The following is a 19711-nucleotide window of genomic DNA, read 5'->3' on the forward strand; positions in this document are numbered from 1 at the left end:
ATGAACGTTACAGAATTCATATCCATTTTACAAGATGCCAATAGCATTATTTCGCCTCAGCAAACCAGAGAGCTAGAAGAAATGCTAGAGGAATATCCATATTTTCAAGCTGCAAGAGCCTTGCATTTAAAAGGGCTTAAAAATTTAGAATCGTACAAATACAACAATGCCCTAAAAGTTACAGCGGCCCATACCACGGATCGTGAAGTTTTATTCGATTACATTACTTCAGCGTCTTTTGAGAATAATGAAATTGCCAACACCATTCTAGGCAGAACAACAACATTAAACGATAAAGAAACGTTTTCTGAGGAAATTGAACCAAATCCAGACACCAAAACTTTTATAGAAGGCACGGAAGAAGACCCGTTACCCAGAAACATCAAAGAGGCCGAAGAAATTCTAAACCCAGCCTTGTTCAACCAAAAAGAGCCTTCCCTAGAACCTAGTAGCAGCACAGAGCAGCAAGATCCACCTCAAGAAATTGAAAAAATACAAGCCCAAGAAAATGCAAAAAAAAGGTTAGGCCTGGGAAAGCCTTTGCAATTTTCAAAAACAGAAAAACATAGTTTTACGGAATGGCTTCAATTGAGCACGCTTGCCAAGCAAAAATTACCGCAAGCAGAAAAGGAACCTACACAAGAACCTCCTATCGAAATAACTAAAAAAGATGCCGAGGTTATTGATCTTGAGAAAAAGAAAAAATTTGACTTGTTGGATAAATTCATAACTACCAATCCCAAAATTGTTCCCAATCAAGAACTGATGAAAAAGGTAGTAATTAACGATACGCAAAAAGCAGACACCGCAGAATTAGCAACAGAAACCTTGGCCAAAGTATATTTGGAACAAAAAAAATATAAGAAAGCAATACAAGCTTATAAGATATTGAGTTTGAAATATCCAGAAAAAAGTGGTTTCTTTGCCGACCAAATTCGAGCAGTAAAGCAGCTGCAGAAAGAAAAGAATTAAAAAACATGAGTACGTTTACTATTTTTTTAGGCCTTATCATAATCGTTTCTTTATTATTGATATTGGTCATAATGGTACAAAACCCTAAGGGTGGTGGTTTGTCTTCATCTTTTGGAGGTGGAACACAAGTTGTTGGCGGTGTTAAGAAAACAGGGGACTTTTTAGATAAAAGTACTTGGACTTTAGCCGTGCTTTTAATCGTATTGATTTTATTATCCAATCTTTCATTGAATGGAGGGTTTGGAGCAGCAGAATCCAAAGTATTACAAGGAACCGATATTGAAACTACCGTTCCAGAAGAAGTACCTGCAGAGGTGCCTGCACCTGTAGAAAGCACTACCACAGATACAATACAGTAGTAGCATCTACAGTTTAAAAATTACAATGCCAGCTTGTATATGACAAGCTGGCATTTTTGTTTCTACAAATTGTCAGTTTTTATGTCTTGGCATAATTTCTGCCACTTGCTATCCGTAATATTAAAAACTAATACCTAAAAATTCATAAAATGGCGAACGTTAATATTAAACCATTAGCAGACAGGGTTCTTATAGAACCAATGGCAGCCGAGACCAAAACGGCTTCTGGAATTATTATTCCCGATACTGCCAAGGAAAAACCTCAAAAAGGTAAAGTTGTAGCTGTAGGTCCTGGAACAAAAGACGAGGACATAACAGTAAAAGTTGGAGACACCGTGCTTTATGGAAAATATGCCGGAACCGATTTGAAATTAGATGGCGTTGACTATTTAATTATGAGAGAGAGTGACATTCTTGCAATTGTCTAACCCTTTCTAACCACAAAAAAAAGAAACAATTAAGTTATAATTTAACCTAATTAAACTTCACAAAAAACAAATAAAATGGCAAAAGACATTCAATTTGATATAGATGCACGTGACGGCCTCAAAAGAGGTGTAGATGCATTGGCCAATGCCGTTAAGGTAACATTGGGCCCAAAAGGCAGAAACGTTATTATTAGCAAATCTTTTGGCGCACCACAAGTAACAAAAGATGGTGTTACCGTTGCAAAAGAAATAGAATTAGAAAATGCCCTTGAGAACATGGGGGCACAAATGGTAAAAGAAGTTGCTTCTAAAACCAATGACCTAGCTGGTGACGGTACCACTACAGCCACCGTTTTAGCACAGGCTATTGTAAAGGAAGGCCTTAAAAACGTTGCGGCTGGTGCTAACCCAATGGACCTTAAAAGAGGTATAGACAAAGCTGTTGAGGCTATTGTTACAGACTTAGAAAAGCAAGCTAAAACTGTTGGAGATTCTACAGATAAAATAAAGCAAGTTGCTTCTATTTCTGCCAATAACGATGATACTATTGGTGATTTAATTGCCCAAGCCTTTGAAAAAGTAGGAAAAGAAGGAGTAATAACCGTAGAAGAAGCTAAAGGAACAGATACATATGTAGATGTTGTAGAAGGTATGCAGTTTGATAGAGGTTACCTATCTCCATACTTTGTAACCGATTCTGAAAAGATGGTTGCTGAATTGGACAACCCTTATATCTTGTTATTTGACAAGAAAATCTCTTCCATGAAAGATTTGTTACCCGTTTTAGAGCCGGTAGCCCAATCTGGAAAACCATTGTTGATTATTGCTGAGGACGTAGATGGCGAAGCATTAGCTACTTTGGTAGTAAACAAACTACGTGGTTCTTTAAAAATTGCCGCTGTAAAAGCGCCTGGTTTTGGAGACAGAAGAAAAGCAATGTTAGAAGACATCGCTATCTTAACTAACGGTACAGTAATTTCTGAAGAAAGAGGCTTCTCTTTAGAAACTGCTACTATTGATATGTTGGGTACAACAGAGCGTGTTTCTATAGACAAAGACAACACTACTATAGTGAATGGTTCTGGTGCAGCAGAAAACATAAAAACGAGAGTAAATCAGATAAAATCTCAAATTGAGACCACTACTTCTGATTACGACAAAGAAAAACTTCAAGAGCGCTTGGCCAAATTGGCTGGCGGTGTAGCCGTACTTTATGTTGGTGCTGCTTCTGAGGTTGAAATGAAAGAGAAGAAAGATCGTGTAGACGATGCATTGCACGCAACCAGAGCTGCCGTAGAAGAAGGTATTGTTGCTGGTGGTGGTGTGGCCTTGGTTAGAGCAAAATCTGTTCTAGACAAAGTTAAGACCGAAAATGCAGACGAGGCTACTGGCTTACAAATTGTTGCAAGAGCTATTGAGGCACCAATTAGAACTATTGTTTCTAATGCAGGTGGCGAAGGTTCTGTAGTAGTTGCTAAAATTCTTGAAGGTAAAGGTGATTTTGGATACGATGCAAAATCTGACCAATATGTAGAGATGATGAAAGCGGGTATTATTGACCCTAAAAAAGTAACTCGTGTTGCTTTGGAAAATGCAGCTTCAGTTTCTGGAATGATTTTAACAACCGAATGTGCGTTGACAGATATTAAAGAAGATGCACCTGCCGGACCTCCAATGCCAGGAGGCGGTATGCCAGGTATGATGTAATCTCACATCAACTAATAATTAATTAAAAACCCCATGTTGCTAGCAACATGGGTTTTTTTTAGTAAAGAATGATAAATAAAATAGAGTCGGTTAAACCGACTCTTCCCGTTATTTTTAAAAACAGATTCCATCATGGAATCTAACCACCAAATTACTTCTTCTTGCCAGTAGCTTGGGTAGTCTTTTGAGCTCTAGCAGCAGGAGCTGCTTTTGCTGGCTGAGACTTTCCTGAAGATTTAGCTTTTGCCATAATCATTAATTTAAAAACCAATATAAATGTATCTTAAGAAATAATCCGTTGGTCATTTTTAGCTAAAGATTAACTAAAAGCATCACTATTGCCATAACTAGCATAATAGCATTTTCTATGAAAGTTGCCTCTGTCATTGGTAAATTTAATGTTGTACCCAAACAAGCACATTTTATTGCCTTCTTATCCAAGATAGACTTAGTTACACCAACAGTTGTTATACCCAATACAATTAAGGTAATTACCAGCCCCAATTGCAACTGAAATCGCATTAAGAACATCAGCCCTAACGCCAGTTCTATAAAAGGGTAAATTTTACCATAAACAGGTACCTGCTTTGCCAAGGGATCGTACATGCCAAAACTTTCTGGAAAGCCTTTTAAATCTAGTAGTTTAAAAAAACTAAAAACGATATAAAATAGCCCCATGAAATCTAACATGGCATTACTCCAGTCCCAACTTTTGTAATTGAGCAAAAAAGCTGCAACAAACAAATAGGCAAATATGAGAAACAAAGGCTTAAGCTGCTTCCATTTAGATACTACTTCCTCAGGGGCAGCTTCAGGATGAGTTTCGGTTGTACTAGTTACCGTATATTTTTCAGGCAAAACCGATTGTAATTCTGTGGCAGCTATTACCCGATTAGAGGTAATATTGGCCAAAGAAGTTTCCAAATTTACATCAACCTGGATTACCCCAGAAATAGCAGCTATTTTTTTGGTCACGGACGCTACACAACCATTGCACGTCATCCCTGTCACCTTAAATTGTTGCTCCATTAGTCGTGATGCTTAGAATCGTCTGTATTGTCTTCGCGGTACTTACAGCATGGATGTATCTTGGCATATGCCTCTTCTGTTGCCTTCAACTCTTTACTATCATGGCCTACCGCGGCAATAGCAGATTTAATTTCCATGCTATTGGTTTTGCGCTCATCTATTATCAAAGACAATTCATGCGTAGGAATGTCCCAAGAGGCATATTTTACGCCTTTTACGTTTAAACAAGCCTTTTCTATACGAGCTTTACACATGCCACATTTACCGTTGACCTCAAAATTCAACTTTTTGTTCTTGTCTTGCGCTGTTGCGGTAAGCGCCATTAACGCTACTCCTAAAAATAAAATAAGTTTTTTCATCGTATTGTTTAATTAAGTTTATATCTAAATCCAGCATAGAACATTCTACCCATTATGGGCGCATATACTATGCTTGTATCAAAGTTTGGACCAAAAGGGTCATTTGCCCCAAGAACAGGATTATCCTGTGTAAAATTAGTTAAGTTTTCACCACCCAAATACACTTCAAAAGCATTAGAAAACACTTTGGTTACCTGCGCATTCATCAAGGCATAAGAAGGGGAAGCATCTCCTAATTGATAGTTTTGCTCAAAAACCACAGTGCTAGGCAAACGTTGTTGCCCCACCGTATGTAAAGTATAATCCATTCGCCATTGTGCACCATTCTCCTTAGGGTTAGTGGTGTATCCTATATTTAAAAAGTACCTGTTTTTAGCGGTTAACGGTTTTTGCAATAATCCGTTTTGGTAATTGGTCTTAACACTGTAGAACTTGTAGGCGGTTCTAAAATCTAGTCGTGGTAAAACCTCATAATTTAATTCTACCTGAAAACTGTTGGCATAACTATCTCCCTCTAAATTGGAAAAAATTACCTGACTGGGATTCTCCCAATCTACCACTACCTGATTATTGAACTGGGTACGGTAAAAATCCAGACCAACATTACCCTTACGACCTTCCCATGTGAATCCTTGTAAAAAACTCAATCCAAAATTCGTTGCCTTTTCGGGTTCAAAACCATAAATGGGACCTGTAGAGCTATTAAGAAGTAATTGCCTGTTAGATGCGAACAATCTCTGATTCTCTGCAAAAATATTTGCAGCCCTACGCCCAATACCAAAAGACCCTCTTAAACTTGCGTTCTCCCAAGGCGTATACCTTACATGCAATCTTGGCGTAAAAAACGTTCCAAGTCTATTATGGCTATCTACCCGTACACCAGCGGTAAGGCTCAATTTCTCAAGATTGGTATAGGCGTACTCAAAAAAAGCACCAACAGAACGGTCTACCCGATTAAAATCGACCGTATTAACCAGTTCGTCATACTGATCATAAGCAAACGTAATACCTGTTTTAAAGGTGTTTCTAGTATCGCCCAGAATAGAATTAAACACCAAATTGGAATACAAACTAGCATGTGAAATGTCATATTGATTAAATCCGTAATACGAATCCTGTTCGTGCTTACTATAAGCTATTTGCAGGCCCATGCTCTGGAAAGGCATATCTGGAAATACATAACCCATTTTACCAGAAAGATCATATCGCTTTGTATTGATTTCACTACCCCAAGCATTGGTGGTAAATTTATCCGTTTCCGGATTAAAGTTTACTTGCCCAACTTGTTTATCATCAACTAAAAAGCGGGCTCCCAAAAAACCTACCCAACCTTTAGCTGCATCTTGGTATTGCCATCTATTAAAAACATTTAACTGTTCCGCCAATGGCGCATCTAAAAACCCGTCTTCATTATTATCCTCTTTTTGGCTCCTTTTGTTACCATGCACATATAGACCGGTAGACCATTTTTCAGCAACCTTTGCATTTAAGTGCGTATTTACCTCGTACCTGCCATTTTGATTTGCGTATCCATTAACAAAAAGCTTATGATCTGTAAAGGGTTTTACCAACTCTGTATTTATTTGGCCAGATATACTTTCGTAACCATTTACTACAGAACCAGCACCTTTGGTTATCTGTATACTTTCTACCCATGTACCCGGGGTAAATGTTAAGCCAAAGGTTTGAGAAGCGCCACGTACCATGGGTATATTCTCTTGTGTAATTAAGATATACGGACTTGTTAACCCCAACATCTCTATTTGCTTTGTGCCTGTAAGCGCATCGTTAAAGTTTACGTCTATAGCCGGATTGGTTTCAAAGCTTTCTGATAGATTACAGCAAGCGGCCTTTAATAATTCGGCACTATTAATGGTAACTATATTCTCTGAAGATAAAAATGCCTTTTGTACCGCATCTCTTTTTTGTTCCACCACAACCTCATCTAATTGATTGGAAGGCTGTAGGGTGTGATGCACCATTATTGGTTCGGTAATGGTTAGAGTATCGGTTTTAAAACCAATATAACTGACAACCAATTTATCGTATTCACCAGTATAGGGTATAGCAAAAAGACCCTCTTCATTAGTAATGGTTCCTATAGGTGAGTTGAGCCAATATACATTAGCTCCAGGAAGTGCCAAATGCTTTCCTGCTGCATTGCCCTCCATAATCATGCCTTCTACTTTATCCTGGGCATGACCTAAGTTTAAAATTTGTAGTAAAATGGCAAAAAGCCAATAAGTATTTTTCATTGTAATTTGATATAATAAGGTTACATACAATTTTTCAGGTCGTCATAGACCAATTTTTTGTAAAACCTTAAAATCAAATTAGATATACTTCATAAAGCTGATGTAGTTTCCGTTCAGGTAAGGGCGGTGCTTCAATTAATGGTGTAGCAACCTCTTCCAATACTACGGATAGTAAATGAAGATAAGCAACCGTATAGGTTTGTAGAAAAACTTGTTGCTCAAAATCTAAATCGTCCCAAGAAACTTTAATTAAATCATCTTGACCCGTTAGGGTAAAAGAATCATCATCACAACAACCTGGATTTTCCTGTTCCATTTCTAGGGCTGCCAAGGCAGCTTTCATACCACAATCTTCCGCACCATGAAAAAAAGCAACATCCATAACCCTGCCCATGCACAAATGCTTGTCTACCGTCCAAGAGAATGTAGAAAGCAATACTAGGCAAGCTAATGCTATAGAAAAACTATGTATTACCGCTTTTTTCACCCTGCAAAAATACAAAATTTTAAGCTCGATACTTAAACGCGTTTTTGTTTGATATATTTTTAACAGCTTCTATTGTAAGGAATAGGAATACTACCGACTTTTGCACTCTATAAATTTTGATAGCAATGTTCGACGCTTTAAAACCACAGATAACAACCCTACTAAATAACACAACCCAAACCGCAGAGCAACGCATGCAAGCAATTTGCGAGCTATTGAAGGCAAATATTCCACACTATGATTGGGTTGGATTTTACTTTAAAAATGGCGATAAGCGCGAACTAAAATTAGGGTCCTATGCGGGTGCGCCTACAGACCATACCATTATTCCTTTTGGCAAGGGCATTTGTGGACAAGTGGCAGAAAGCAACCAAAACTTTGTAGTACCAGATGTACAAGCCCAAGATAATTACATTGCTTGCAGCATTACCGTAAAGTCAGAAATTGTAATTCCATTGTTTAAAAATGGAGAGAATATTGGCCAGATAGACATAGACTCTAACACACCGGACCCTTTTACAGCAGAAGACGAACGTTTTCTGGAATGGGTAAACGAAGGTGTTTCTCAAATTCTTTAAAACTTAAGGTTTTTTGTTAATAACCCATTAAGGTTTTTCTGGTGAAATAAAGTACTTTTGAAGCTTAATTTTTTCCACTTCAAAATTCTAATGAGTACTACCAAAAAAGCAACATCGGCATTAATTTCCGTATTTCATAAAGACGGACTAGAACCTATTGTTAAAAAACTAGACGAACTTGGGGTTACCCTATATTCTACCGGAGGCACGGAGAAGTTTATTAAAGACCTAGGCATAGATGTAGTTGCCGTAGAAGATGTAACTAGCTACCCCTCTATTTTGGGTGGCCGCGTTAAAACCTTACATCCTAAAATTTTTGGTGGCATATTAAACAGACAAGATCATGAAGGCGATGTGGCTCAGATGCAAGAATTTGAAATTCCACAGTTAGACATCGTTATTGTAGACTTGTATCCTTTTGAAAAAACGGTAGCCAGCGGTGCTGCTGAACAAGATATTATTGAAAAAATTGATATAGGTGGTATTTCTTTAATTAGAGCGGCCGCAAAAAATTTCAAAGATGTGCTATGCGTTTCCTCTATGGAAGATTATGGCCAATTTTTGGATATTATAACCAATGGTAATGGCGAGACTACCTTAGAGGAAAGAAAATTGTTCGCCGCTAAAGCGTTTAATGTTTCATCACATTATGATTCCGCTATTTTCAACTACTTTAATCAAAAACAAGAAGTTACTAGTTTAAAAATCAGCGAAACGCAAGGACAGGTATTGCGTTATGGAGAAAACCCACACCAAAAAGGGTATTTCTTTGGCGATTTTGACGCTATGTTTGATAAGCTACACGGTAAAGAATTATCTTACAACAACCTATTAGATGTTGATGCAGCCGTTAATTTAATGGGAGAATTCCAAAACGACGCTCCTACTTTCGCTATTTTAAAGCACAATAACGCTTGTGGTCTTGCTACTAGAAATACCATAAAAGAAGCATATGTGGACGCACTTGCTGGCGACCCTGTTTCTGCTTTTGGCGGTATTTTAATCAGCAACACGGAAATTGACAAGGCAACTGCTGAAGAAATTCACCAACTGTTTTGCGAAGTGGTAATCGCACCTTCTTATTCTGATCAGGCTTTAGAGGTTTTAAAAGGCAAAAAGAATAGAATAATCTTAATACAAAAAGAAGTAGTATTACCCGCCAACCAAGTACGTACTTGTTTAAACGGTTTTTTGTTACAAGACAAAGACAACAAGAGCGACGCAAAAGAAGATCTAAACAATGTTACCGATAAGGCAGCCACTGCTGAGGAAATAGAAGATTTACTTTTTGCTTCTAAAATCTGCAAGCATACTAAAAGTAACACCATTGTATTGGCCAAAAACAAACAATTGTGTGCTAGCGGTACCGGGCAAACTTCTAGAGTAGATGCCTTAAACCAAGCCATACACAAAGCAGGTTCTTTTAATTTTGATTTGAATGGTGCCGTCATGGCCAGTGACGCTTTTTTTCCATTCCCAGATTGTGTAGAGATTGCCCACAAAGCAGGAATAAGTTCCGTTATACAACCAGGTGGTTCTATCAAAGACCAATTGAGTGTAGATTATTGCAACGAAAACGGACTTTCTATGGTAATGACGGGCACAAGACATTTTAAGCATTAAATTGCTTACTTTTACCGACAAAATTTACCTTTAATCTAAAATTAGGACCTTTCTATGGGATTCTTTGATTTCATGACCGAGGAGATTGCCATTGACCTTGGTACGGCAAACACCTTAATAATACATTTGGACAAGGTTGTGGTAGATAGCCCTTCCATTGTTGCCCGTGACCGTGTGTCTGGGAAGATAATTGCCGTAGGTAAGGAGGCGAGTATGATGCAGGGGAAAACCCATGAAAACATTAAAACCATACGCCCACTTAAGGATGGTGTAATCGCAGATTTTGATGCTTCTGAGAAGATGATCAATATGTTCATCAAGAACATACCTGCGCTTAAAAAGAAATGGTTCCCACCTGCATTGCGCATGGTAATTTGTATTCCTTCTGGTATTACAGAAGTAGAAATGCGCGCCGTTCGTGAATCCGCAGAACGTGTTAATGGCAAAGAAGTATACCTAATTCATGAACCTATGGCGGCAGCAATAGGTATTGGCTTAGATATTATGCAACCCAAAGGCAACATGATCGTAGATATAGGTGGTGGTACTACAGAAATTGCGGTTATAGCCCTTGGTGGTATTGTGTGTGATAAATCTGTAAAGATTGCTGGTGATGTCTTTACCAATGATATTATCTATTACATGCGTACACAACACAATTTATATGTGGGAGAAAGTACTGCAGAAGCTATAAAGATTGAAATTGGAGCTGCTACGGAAGATTTGCAGTCCCCGCCAGAAGATAAACAAATTCAAGGTAGGGATTTGTTAACCGGAAAACCTAAACAGGTACAGGTTACCTACCGTGAAATTGCAAAGGCCTTAGATAAAAGTATTTTACGCGTAGAAGATGCGGTAATGGAGACCCTATCCCAAACGCCGCCAGAACTTGCCGCAGATATTTACAATACGGGAATTTACCTTGCTGGTGGAGGCTCTATGCTTCGAGGTTTGGATAAACGTTTATCCCAAAAAACGGATTTACCCGTATATATTGCAGAAGATCCTTTAAGAGCAGTAGTGCGTGGTACCGGCATAGCCCTAAAAAATCTGGACCGCTACAAGAACATTTTAATTAAGTAAAAACCTTTACCACTCCTTTTATGTTATTGGGGTAAAACCGAATTGATGGAATGCAAAGAATCATCAACTTTATTCTCAACAATAGAAATACATTTCTTTATGTTGTGTTGTTGGTTTTTTCTTTGGGGATAACCATAAAATCGCATAGCTACCATCAATCGCGTTATTTCAATTCCACAAAGTGGATAAGTGGTACTATTTACGGTATTTCGCACGGTATTACCAACTATTTTAATTTAAAAGAAGAAAATAAACGCCTTGTAGAAGAAAACCAGCAACTTAGGGAACAAGTGTTGAATGCCCCTAAAGAATACCTAACGGACAGCACGTTAAATTTTGAAATTGTACCTGCTCAAATAATCAAAAACATGTTTGCTTCGCCTAGGAACTACATTACCTTGGATAAAGGAGAAAAGCATGGTATAAAACAAGATATGGGTGTAATAACCCCACTAGGCATACTTGGTATAGTGGAAAACACCTCAAATGGTTTTACCGTTGTACAAAGTATTCTTAATACCAAATCAAATATTAATGCCAAAATTAAAAACACCAACTATTTTGGATCCTTGGTGTGGAATGCAAAAGACTATCATATTGTACAACTAATAGATATTCCCAGATCGGTACCATTGGTTACTGGAGATACCATTACCACAGGCGCAATGTCTAGTATATTTCCTGAGAACATTCCTATTGGAACCATTAAATCATTTGAGTTAGGACAAAACCAAAGCACCTATACTATTGATGTAACCTTATTTAATGATATGGCTAACGTAAAGAACGTTTATGTAATCAAAAATAAGGCCCGTAAAGAGATAATAGACTTACAAAAAGCGGTAGAAGATGCAAAATAATCTAATACTACTTTCTATAATACGATTAATATTACTAGTGTTTGCGCAAGTATTAATCTTTAATCATTTAAACTTTTACGGATACATAAACCCACTAGTTTATGTGTTATTTTTTTATTGGTATCCCATTCGCGAAAATAAATCCCTATTTATTTTATTGAGTTTTATCCTTGGCCTTTTTATAGATATTTTCTCAGACACTACTGCTTTACACGCAATGGCAGCCATAACGGTAGCCTTTAGTAGGCCACTACTAATGCGTTTTTGTTTTGGAGTTAATTTTGAATTTCAAGGATTTACCTATAAAAATACCACCAAGGTACAGCGGGCAACCTTTTTACTATTGCTAATTTTAATACAACATATAGTATACTTTTCTTTTGAAATTTTAAGTTTTTCCCATTTACTATTAATTTTGAAAAAGATACTTTTTACCGCTATTGTAACGTTTCTATTTAGTATACTGTTAAGTTCGTTATTCGCCACAGACCAAGATATTTAGATTGTAAAAAATGAGAAGGTTATTGTTATCCTCCATAATTGTTATTGTAGGTTTTACCTTTATAGGTAGATTATCCTATTTGCAATTAATTCGTTTTGCCCCCAATCAAATATTAGAAGACCCTGCTATTAAAGCGGTATATGACTATCCTGAGCGCGGGTATATTTATGACCGTAATGGCAAACTATTGGTAGGCAACCAACCTGCCTACGATGTTATGGTTATTCCAAGGGAAACCAAAGCCCTAGACACCTTAGAATTTTGCAGCCTTTTAGGTATAAGCCAAGAGCGATTTGATTTTCAGATAGAAAAAGCTAGAAGATATTCACCCAGATTACCCTCTGTACTAGTACCGCAGTTATCAAAAGAAGATTATGCCGGTCTACAAGAGAAAATGCGTAAATACCCTGGTTTTTATATACAAAAACGATCTTTACGTGACTACAAAACCAATAGTGGTGCTAACGTTTTAGGCTACATTAGTGAGGTTAACGAAACAGATTTAAGAGCAAATCCTTATTACCGGGCTGGAGAGCTAAAAGGAAGAACCGGAATAGAAAAACAATACGAAGAAATCCTAAGGGGTAGAAAAGGTGTAAAATACATTCAGAAAGACCGCTTTAATAGAGATATTGGCCCCTACAAGGACGGCAAGTTGGATACCTTACCTAAACTAGGAAAAGAACTTCATATTACCATAGATAAAGATTTACAAGAATATGGTGAAAGACTAATGCACGGTAAACGAGGTGGTATTGTGGCTATTGAGCCATCTACGGGTGAAATTTTAGCCCTTATCTCTGGCCCCACTTATGACCCTGCACTTTTAGTAGGTAGGGAGCGCTCTAGAAACTATAGTAAATTACACTATGATAGCATTGCTAGGCCTACTTGGGACCGCTCTATATTAGCAGAACCTTCTCCTGGATCTCCTTTTAAAACACTTAATGCATTGGTTGCCCTGCAAGAAGGTGTAATTGACCCGGATACACGATTTACGTGTTATAATGGATTCTATGTTGGCAATCACAAAAAAGGATGCCATTGTGGGGGTGGTGTTCGGGATATGAATTCTGGTATTTACAAATCTTGTAATGCTTACTTTGCGGGTACCTTTAGAAAAATTTATGGTAAGTACGAAACTACCGATGAAGGTATGGATGCTTGGGAAGCCCATATGAAAAGTTTTGGTCTTGGCGATTACTTAGGTGTAGATTTACCCACTGGTAGACCTGGAAGAATACCTAGCAAGGAATTTTACGATAAATGGTATGGAGACAATAGATGGGCTAGTTCTACCATTATATCCAATTCTATTGGCCAAGGAGAAGTTGCCTTAACCCCTATACAATTGGCTAACATGACTGCGGCAATTGCTAACCGCGGTTTTTATTACACCCCTCATGTAATCAAAGAAATTGGCAATAATATTGAGATAAACGCTGAGTTCACGGAACGAAAATACACCACCATTGAACCCAAACACTTTGAACCGGTAATTGAAGGAATGGCCAATGTGTATAACGTTGGAACCGCACGCTGGCTTAAAATACCTGATATAGACATAGCAGGTAAAACCGGAACGGTAGAAAACTTCACAAAAATTGATGGAAAAAGAGTGCAATTAACAGACCACTCTCTTTTTTCTGCTTTTGCGCCAATTAAAAAGCCTAAAATTGCCATAGCCGTGTATATTGAAAATGGCTATTATGGCTCAAGGTATGCCGGACACATTGCCTCATTGATGATAGAAAAATATATTAAAGGGGCTATAACCAGAACCGACTTAGAGAAGAAAATGTTGGAAAAAACGCTAGAGCACGAGTATGCCAAACCTCTAAGCGGAGAACCATTTAAAATAAATGAATATGGCTGGTAGCAACCTGCTAAAACGCCTAGACTGGCTAACTATTTTTCTATATCTCATATTAGTTGTTTTTGGTTGGGTCAATATTTATAGCACAACTATGCTAGACCCAGACCTCTCTTTGTTCAACATGAGTACGTTATACGGAAAACAGTTCTTTTTCATGGCGGTATCCTTTGTTTTTATCATCTTGATATTTGCCGTGGAAAGTGCATTTTTAGAGCGTTTTTCCGGCCTGTTTTATGTGGTATCCATCATTTTCTTAATTGGCCTGTTCCTATTTGGTAAAACCATTGGTGGAGCCAAAAGCTGGTATGATCTCGGTTTCTTTAATTTTCAACCTTCAGAATTAGGCAAACTTACTACTGCCCTGGCTTTAGCCAAGTTTTTAAGTGATATACAAACAGACCTTAAAAAAGGCAAACACCAGTGGTATGCCGTGATTATACTCCTTGTGCCAATTATTTTAATATTACCACAGCCAGACCCCGGTAGTGCATTGGTTTACTTTTCTTTATTTTTTGTACTCTTTAGAGAAGGGTTTCCCATGAAATATTTGGCCTTCGCCCTAATGCTAATCGTTTTGTTTGTGACCACCCTAAAATATGGGGTAATATGGGTCTGTATTGGTCTAGGCATTCTAACGTCACTGTTTTTCCTTTTTAAAAAATCAAAGTTTAAAATTCCTACACTGCCCTTAATTTTATTTTTGGTAGCATCGGTGGTTATTTCTTTGTCCGTAAACTTTGTTTACAACAATGTTTTTGAACAAAGACACCGGGATCGTTTTAGTCTTTGGTTGGGCTTAGAAAAAGATCCAGTACGTATTCAACAAATAAAAAAAACCATAGGGTACAATACGTATCAGGCAGAGAAAGCAATAGAATCTGGTGGCTTATCTGGAAAAGGGTTTTTAGAAGGCACCCGAACCAAAGGAGATTTTGTACCAGAACAGCACACAGATTATATTTTCAGTTCTGTTGGTGAGGAATGGGGTTTTATGGGTACTACATTTGTAGTAGTAGTTTTTACCTTGCTTTTTTTAAGACTCATCATGTTGGCAGAACGCCAAAAAAAGCCTTTTAACAGAATGTATGGCTATGGCATAATTTCTATATTACTAACGCACTATTTTGTGAATATAGGTATGGTAATTGGCTTATTACCCACAATTGGTATTCCACTACCTTTTTTTAGTTATGGTGGCTCTGGGCTTATATTTTTTACCGCAATGCTGTTTATCTTTCTAAAGTTTGACACCGAACGGTTAAACGAACTTTAGAAGTTCCAATCATCAACAAAGGTATTAGCTTCCAATTGGTCTTGTACTTCTTTGGGCATAGATTTAAAAAAGTCTATTCCAGTAACCTGCTCTACCTTATCTATGGGTACGATAAAAGATTGAAATGCTTCTTTACGCTCTTTATTTGGCATTAAAAAAGCCAAAGCCGTAAACCTATCACCCTTTTTTCTAAGTATTATTTTGTAAAACATTTTGGGCACATCTACATCTTCCTCTCCTATTTCTGCCAATCCGTTTTCTAAAACACCGCCAGTTACAATAAATAAATCCCCATATTTTTTACACCAAGACCTTGTTTTTTGCTCAAGCCTATTCCATATTCCTGCATTGAACGCTCTGTCTTGAGGTGAAATATTAGAGGTGTAAAATGTTTCATTGTATGCCTGCAAACTAAACCTACGATCACCAGCCGGACACAAATGGCCCCTATCATAACCCGAACCTCTATAATTTTTCCAATCTGCGGATTTTGTCTTTACTTTAGGATCCTCTATAAAGTAAGGTCGTTTACGATCTTCATAGGTTAAATGTTCTCTCTTTAACCAATAAGCCACCCATTCTGCCTGCTCGTGAGGCTCACTATAAGAAAGCGTAAAATAATTATGTGCAACTATTTCACCATGGGTAGCGCTAGGCATATATTGGTCATTGACATTATTTTTTACGGGTTTTTGGTTAGTATCACTGTAACTAGCAGGAGTATAGAAATTATTGAACAACCAAAAACCAATAGTTAGCACCGCTATGGCTGAAGGATAAAAATATTTACGTTTCATAGCCGTAAATGTATTGCATAAAAAAGGTCCTAACAAAATTGCTAGGACCTCTAATCTATGCTTGCTTATATAATTTTATCCTTTAACAGCTAATTTTGCATTTTGATGCTTGATAGCTGTAAGTTTTAAATCTTCTAATACACTTACTGCTTCTTCTACATAAACGTCTTTGGCCAATTCATTATGCCATCTGTCTCTCTTTTCACGAAGTATTTCATCCTGAGTAAACAACTCTTGCTCGTATTTTAAAGACTCAAACGTTAATTTAGAATCATAATCCCTTAGTGCCTTAAAGTAATCTGACTTGCGTTTATTTGCTTCTTGTTCCGTCTTATATTGCTCATAGTTTAAAGAAACAACATTCTCATCTTGTTGTTCTTTTACCCATCTTGCATTTTCTTCTAACATCTTAATTTGATTGTTAGTGGCCATACGCGCCTTGCTTCTTGCAATGGTACCTTCATAGTCTAGATACCCTTCCCAAGTATTGTAATCCGCAGGGGAAATTCTGTCCCATCCAAGCGGGTTATCTTGATCACGCTCCCCAAGGTCTATATAGCTATATCTGTCTGGCACCACTATATCGCTTTTAACACCTTCTAATTGGGTAGATCCACCATTAATTCTATAGAATTTTTGAGTGGTTAATTTTATAGCCCCCAATTCTCCATGCTCGTTACTACGAACAATATTGTCCAAAGGAATTACGTTCTGAACGGTTCCTTTACCAAAGGTTTGCTTGCTACCAATAACAATTGCTCTTTTATAATCTTGCATGGCAGCCGCTAATATTTCAGAGGCAGAAGCGGATAGTTCGTTCACCAAGATTACCAATGGTCCGTCCCATTGTATTCTTTCATCCTTATCTTCATGTATTTCTTTACGCTGTCCAGAAGAACGTACTTGCACTATTGGCCCATCTTTTATAAATAAACCTGCCATTTCAACAACAGTCTTCAAAGAACCACCACCATTATCCCTTAAATCTAGAATAAGTCCTTCCGCGCCCGCTTCTTTTAATCGCTCTACTTCTTTAGCAACATCAGAGGCGGCATTTCTTTCGGTATAATCTTCAAAGTCTACATAGAATTTTGGCAGATCTATAAGACCATATTTTCTGTCTCCTTTAATAACGGTAGCAGATTTAGCATAAGACTCTTCTAGCTCTACCACATCTCTAGTTATGGAAACAACCTCTACAGTACCATCAACTTTTCTCACGGTTAAATCTACTACGGTGCCTTTTGGTCCTTTTATCAATTTAATGGCATCATCTAAACGCATACCCACTATGTCTATAGGTTCATCGCCGTCTTGACCAACTTTTAAAATTTCATCACCTACCTCTAGTGTTTTATCTCTCCATACCGGACCACCAGAAATAATCTCAACTATTTTAGCTCCTTCCGTTTTCTTTTGTAAACGTGCTCCAATACCCTCAAATTTCCCAGACATGCTAATGTCAAATTTGTCTTTTTCTTCTGGAGCAAAGTAAAACGTATGTGGGTCAAACTCATCTACAATAGTGTTTAGATATTGAACAAACCAATCTTTACGCTCTAGATCCGAAACAAAATCAAAATACTCATCTAAGTTTTTCTTTACATTTTCCCTAGAAGCCACCTCTACTTCGGCTAGGGTCATGTCTTTTAAATTTTTTGAACCATTATCTTTTGCACGCTCTATTTCTACAGATGCCATATCTGGCCCTACATCTTCTTTAGAACTTCCGCTAAGCGCTGTTTTTCTAATAGTAACCTTGTTATCATAAACTCCTAATGTATTGTACTTTAGTTGCTTTCTCCAACGTTCTTTTAATTGTCTTCTGTTACTAGCATAAGGTTCCTCGCTATAATCAACATTGATATTTTCTTTAATAGTATAATCAAAAGGCTCGCTCAAAATTTCAGCGTAGATTTCCTTGGCCTCGTCCATTCTCTGAATTAAACGCTCATGAACAACACTAAAGAAGGTTATGTCCGTGTTTTTTATTTGATCGTCAATTTGATATTTATATTTCTCAAATTCCTTGATATCACTCTCTAGAAAATATCTTTTTGTAGGGTCTAGAATGTCCAAGAAATCTTCAAATACGTTGGCAGAAAATTTATCGTTAATTTCTTTAGGCTCATAATGCCCTTTTTCTAGTACATACGTAATTAAATCTAACAACAATTTATCCTTATCATCGTTTTCAAAAGATTTGTTGGTAAAACTGCAAGAAGCCACAGCTACCATCCCCACCAAAAGGACCAATATTAAATTCTTCTTCATAATAACCTGTTAGAACAGTGATTTATAATTATAAAATTGGATTGCTGCTTAGCTGCAATACCACTCTTAATTCTCTAAGATACTGAAAAAACCATGCCAGTTTGGCTATGTCCATTTAATTTTTTGTTAAACGGAACATTCACCACATCCTTATGAAAAACGTATTTTTACGCTATTAATTATACCCAATGGAAAAACCTTTAATATTAGTTACCAATGATGACGGTATTACCGCTCCCGGTCTACGAAAATTAATTGCTTTAATGAAACAATTGGGAGAGGTTGTAGTAGTAGCCCCAGATAGCCCACAATCTGGAATGGGCCATGCGATAACCATAGACAACACCCTTTATTCTAAAAAAATGACCATTGATAAAGACAATGGTGCATCTTTAGAATATAGTTGCAGCGGTACGCCCGCAGATTGTGTTAAGCTGGCCTTACAAGAACTTTTGCCCAAAAAGCCAGATATTGTTGTAAGTGGCATAAACCATGGCTCTAACGCCTCTATAAACGTTATATACTCTGGTACTATGAGTGCTGCTATAGAAGCTGGTATTGAAGGCTTACCCGCTATAGGATTTTCTTTATGTGATTATAAGTGGGATGCTAATTTTGATGGCTTTGACAAAGAAATTAAACAAATTGTTTCGGAAGCCTTAACCAATGGCCTGCCTAAAGGAACGGTGTTGAACGTGAACATACCAAAAACAGATGGTAAGCCCGTTAAAGGCATACGGGTCTGCAGACAAGCAAAGGCAAATTGGAAAGAAAAATTTGATAAAAGATTTAGCCCAAGTGGCAAAGAATATTATTGGTTAACTGGTGAGTTTGAACTTTTGGACAAAGGTGAGGATACGGATATTTTTGCTTTAAACAACAATTACATTTCCGTTGTGCCCACTCAGTTCGATTTAACCGCCCACCACGCCATGCAAACTTTAAACAACTGGAATTTAAATGAATAACCCTAAAAAAGACGTGCTAATTGGTCTACTGGTTGGTCTTATCGCCAATACGTTTGGCTCCTTACTTTATATTATAGTCTTTTCAGACTTTAGTATTGTAGAAACCTTAAAAGTTGCAAGAGAACAAGGACACCTAGGCAGTATTCTGGCGCTTGGGGCAATTCTAAACCTTTTGGCATTTTTTGGCTTTTTAAAAATAAAAAGGGATTACCGTGCCCGTGGTGTAATGATCGCCACCGTAATTACCGCCCTAACCATTTTGTATTTTAAGATTTTTTAGG

Annotated in this window: 19 protein-coding genes; 13 read left to right on the top strand and 6 right to left on the bottom strand. The window is 37.4% G+C overall.

Annotated elements, in window-relative coordinates:
* The 4 genes from BUL40_RS10180 (at window position 1) to groL (ending at window position 3466) form a co-directional block, all read left to right on the top strand.
* The gene (locus tag BUL40_RS10180) at window positions 1–972 is read left to right on the top strand and encodes a hypothetical protein (protein WP_080319175.1); all 972 of its coding nucleotides are present in this window, start codon (window positions 1–3) and stop codon (window positions 970–972) included.
* Between the two features lie 5 nt (window positions 973–977).
* Complete coding sequence (secG, locus tag BUL40_RS10185; protein WP_010518268.1) at window positions 978–1331, top strand: preprotein translocase subunit SecG; 354 nt, start codon at window positions 978–980, stop codon at window positions 1329–1331.
* A gap of 149 nt (window positions 1332–1480) precedes the next feature.
* Window positions 1481–1759: a co-chaperone GroES gene (locus BUL40_RS10190; protein ID WP_080319176.1), complete on the top strand. Its 279-nt coding sequence runs from the start codon at window positions 1481–1483 to the stop codon at window positions 1757–1759.
* A gap of 75 nt (window positions 1760–1834) precedes the next feature.
* The gene (groL, locus tag BUL40_RS10195; RefSeq protein ID WP_010518265.1) at window positions 1835–3466 is read left to right on the top strand and encodes a chaperonin GroEL; all 1632 of its coding nucleotides are present in this window, start codon (window positions 1835–1837) and stop codon (window positions 3464–3466) included.
* Between the two features lie 312 nt (window positions 3467–3778).
* Here groL and BUL40_RS10200 read toward each other — a convergent pair whose 3' ends face one another.
* From BUL40_RS10200 to BUL40_RS10215, 4 genes are all read right to left on the bottom strand, one after another.
* Window positions 3779–4495 carry a heavy-metal-associated domain-containing protein gene (locus tag BUL40_RS10200; protein ID WP_080319177.1) on the bottom strand — a complete coding sequence of 239 codons (717 nt, stop codon included), beginning with the start codon at window positions 4493–4495 and terminating at the stop codon, window positions 3779–3781.
* Window positions 4495–4854: a heavy-metal-associated domain-containing protein gene (locus BUL40_RS10205; RefSeq protein ID WP_080319178.1), complete on the bottom strand. Its 360-nt coding sequence runs from the start codon at window positions 4852–4854 to the stop codon at window positions 4495–4497. The genes BUL40_RS10200 and BUL40_RS10205 overlap by 1 nt, the downstream gene beginning before the upstream one ends.
* Before the next feature lie 8 nt (window positions 4855–4862).
* Window positions 4863–7109 (bottom strand): TonB-dependent receptor, encoded by a 2247-nt coding sequence (locus BUL40_RS10210; RefSeq protein ID WP_080319281.1) that lies wholly within the window; start codon window positions 7107–7109, stop codon window positions 4863–4865.
* A 73-nt stretch (window positions 7110–7182) separates the two neighbouring features.
* Window positions 7183–7596, bottom strand: a complete 414-nt coding sequence (locus tag BUL40_RS10215) for an HYC_CC_PP family protein (protein WP_080319179.1) — start codon at window positions 7594–7596, stop codon at window positions 7183–7185.
* 125 nt (window positions 7597–7721) lie between these two features.
* Between BUL40_RS10215 and BUL40_RS10220 the strand changes: the two genes are divergently transcribed.
* The 7 genes from BUL40_RS10220 to rodA all read left to right on the top strand — a co-directional run bounded on the left by BUL40_RS10220 (window position 7722) and on the right by rodA (window position 15391).
* Entirely contained in the window at window positions 7722–8174 is a 453-nt protein-coding gene (locus BUL40_RS10220) for a GAF domain-containing protein (protein WP_010518260.1), read from the top strand.
* Between the two features lie 90 nt (window positions 8175–8264).
* Window positions 8265–9797, top strand: a complete 1533-nt coding sequence (gene purH, locus BUL40_RS10225) for a bifunctional phosphoribosylaminoimidazolecarboxamide formyltransferase/IMP cyclohydrolase (protein ID WP_080319180.1) — start codon at window positions 8265–8267, stop codon at window positions 9795–9797.
* A 54-nt stretch (window positions 9798–9851) separates the two neighbouring features.
* A complete protein-coding gene (locus BUL40_RS10230) occupies window positions 9852–10880 on the top strand; it encodes a rod shape-determining protein (RefSeq protein ID WP_010518258.1) in 1029 nt (342 codons plus the stop codon).
* A gap of 50 nt (window positions 10881–10930) precedes the next feature.
* On the top strand, window positions 10931–11740 hold the full coding sequence (gene mreC / locus BUL40_RS10235; protein ID WP_010518257.1) for a rod shape-determining protein MreC: 810 nt from the start codon (window positions 10931–10933) through the stop codon (window positions 11738–11740).
* A 157-nt stretch (window positions 11741–11897) separates the two neighbouring features.
* Complete coding sequence (locus BUL40_RS10240; protein WP_244901856.1) at window positions 11898–12242, top strand: hypothetical protein; 345 nt, start codon at window positions 11898–11900, stop codon at window positions 12240–12242.
* 10 nt (window positions 12243–12252) lie between these two features.
* The gene (mrdA, locus tag BUL40_RS10245) at window positions 12253–14121 is read left to right on the top strand and encodes a penicillin-binding protein 2 (RefSeq protein ID WP_010518255.1); all 1869 of its coding nucleotides are present in this window, start codon (window positions 12253–12255) and stop codon (window positions 14119–14121) included.
* Window positions 14111–15391: a rod shape-determining protein RodA gene (rodA, locus tag BUL40_RS10250; RefSeq protein ID WP_029511455.1), complete on the top strand. Its 1281-nt coding sequence runs from the start codon at window positions 14111–14113 to the stop codon at window positions 15389–15391. Before mrdA ends, rodA begins: the two co-directional genes overlap by 11 nt.
* Here rodA and BUL40_RS10255 read toward each other — a convergent pair.
* On the bottom strand, window positions 15388–16188 hold the full coding sequence (locus tag BUL40_RS10255) for a DNA/RNA non-specific endonuclease (protein WP_080319181.1): 801 nt from the start codon (window positions 16186–16188) through the stop codon (window positions 15388–15390). The two genes, rodA and BUL40_RS10255, sit on opposite strands and share 4 nt — an antisense overlap.
* Before the next feature lie 75 nt (window positions 16189–16263).
* Window positions 16264–18462, bottom strand: coding sequence for a carboxy terminal-processing peptidase (locus BUL40_RS10260; RefSeq protein WP_080319182.1), 2199 nt, complete (start codon window positions 18460–18462; stop codon window positions 16264–16266).
* 188 nt (window positions 18463–18650) lie between these two features.
* On the opposite strand from BUL40_RS10260, the gene surE reads away from it, so the two are divergent.
* Entirely contained in the window at window positions 18651–19430 is a 780-nt protein-coding gene (gene surE / locus BUL40_RS10265; RefSeq protein ID WP_080319183.1) for a 5'/3'-nucleotidase SurE, read from the top strand.
* Window positions 19423–19710 (top strand): hypothetical protein, encoded by a 288-nt coding sequence (locus BUL40_RS10270; RefSeq protein WP_010518245.1) that lies wholly within the window; start codon window positions 19423–19425, stop codon window positions 19708–19710. Before surE ends, BUL40_RS10270 begins: the two co-directional genes overlap by 8 nt.
* The last annotated feature ends 1 nt before the right edge of the window (window position 19711 follow it).

It is taken from the genome of Croceivirga radicis (assembly GCF_002072105.2).
GTDB classification, from domain to species: Bacteria; Bacteroidota; Bacteroidia; order Flavobacteriales; family Flavobacteriaceae; genus Croceivirga; species Croceivirga radicis.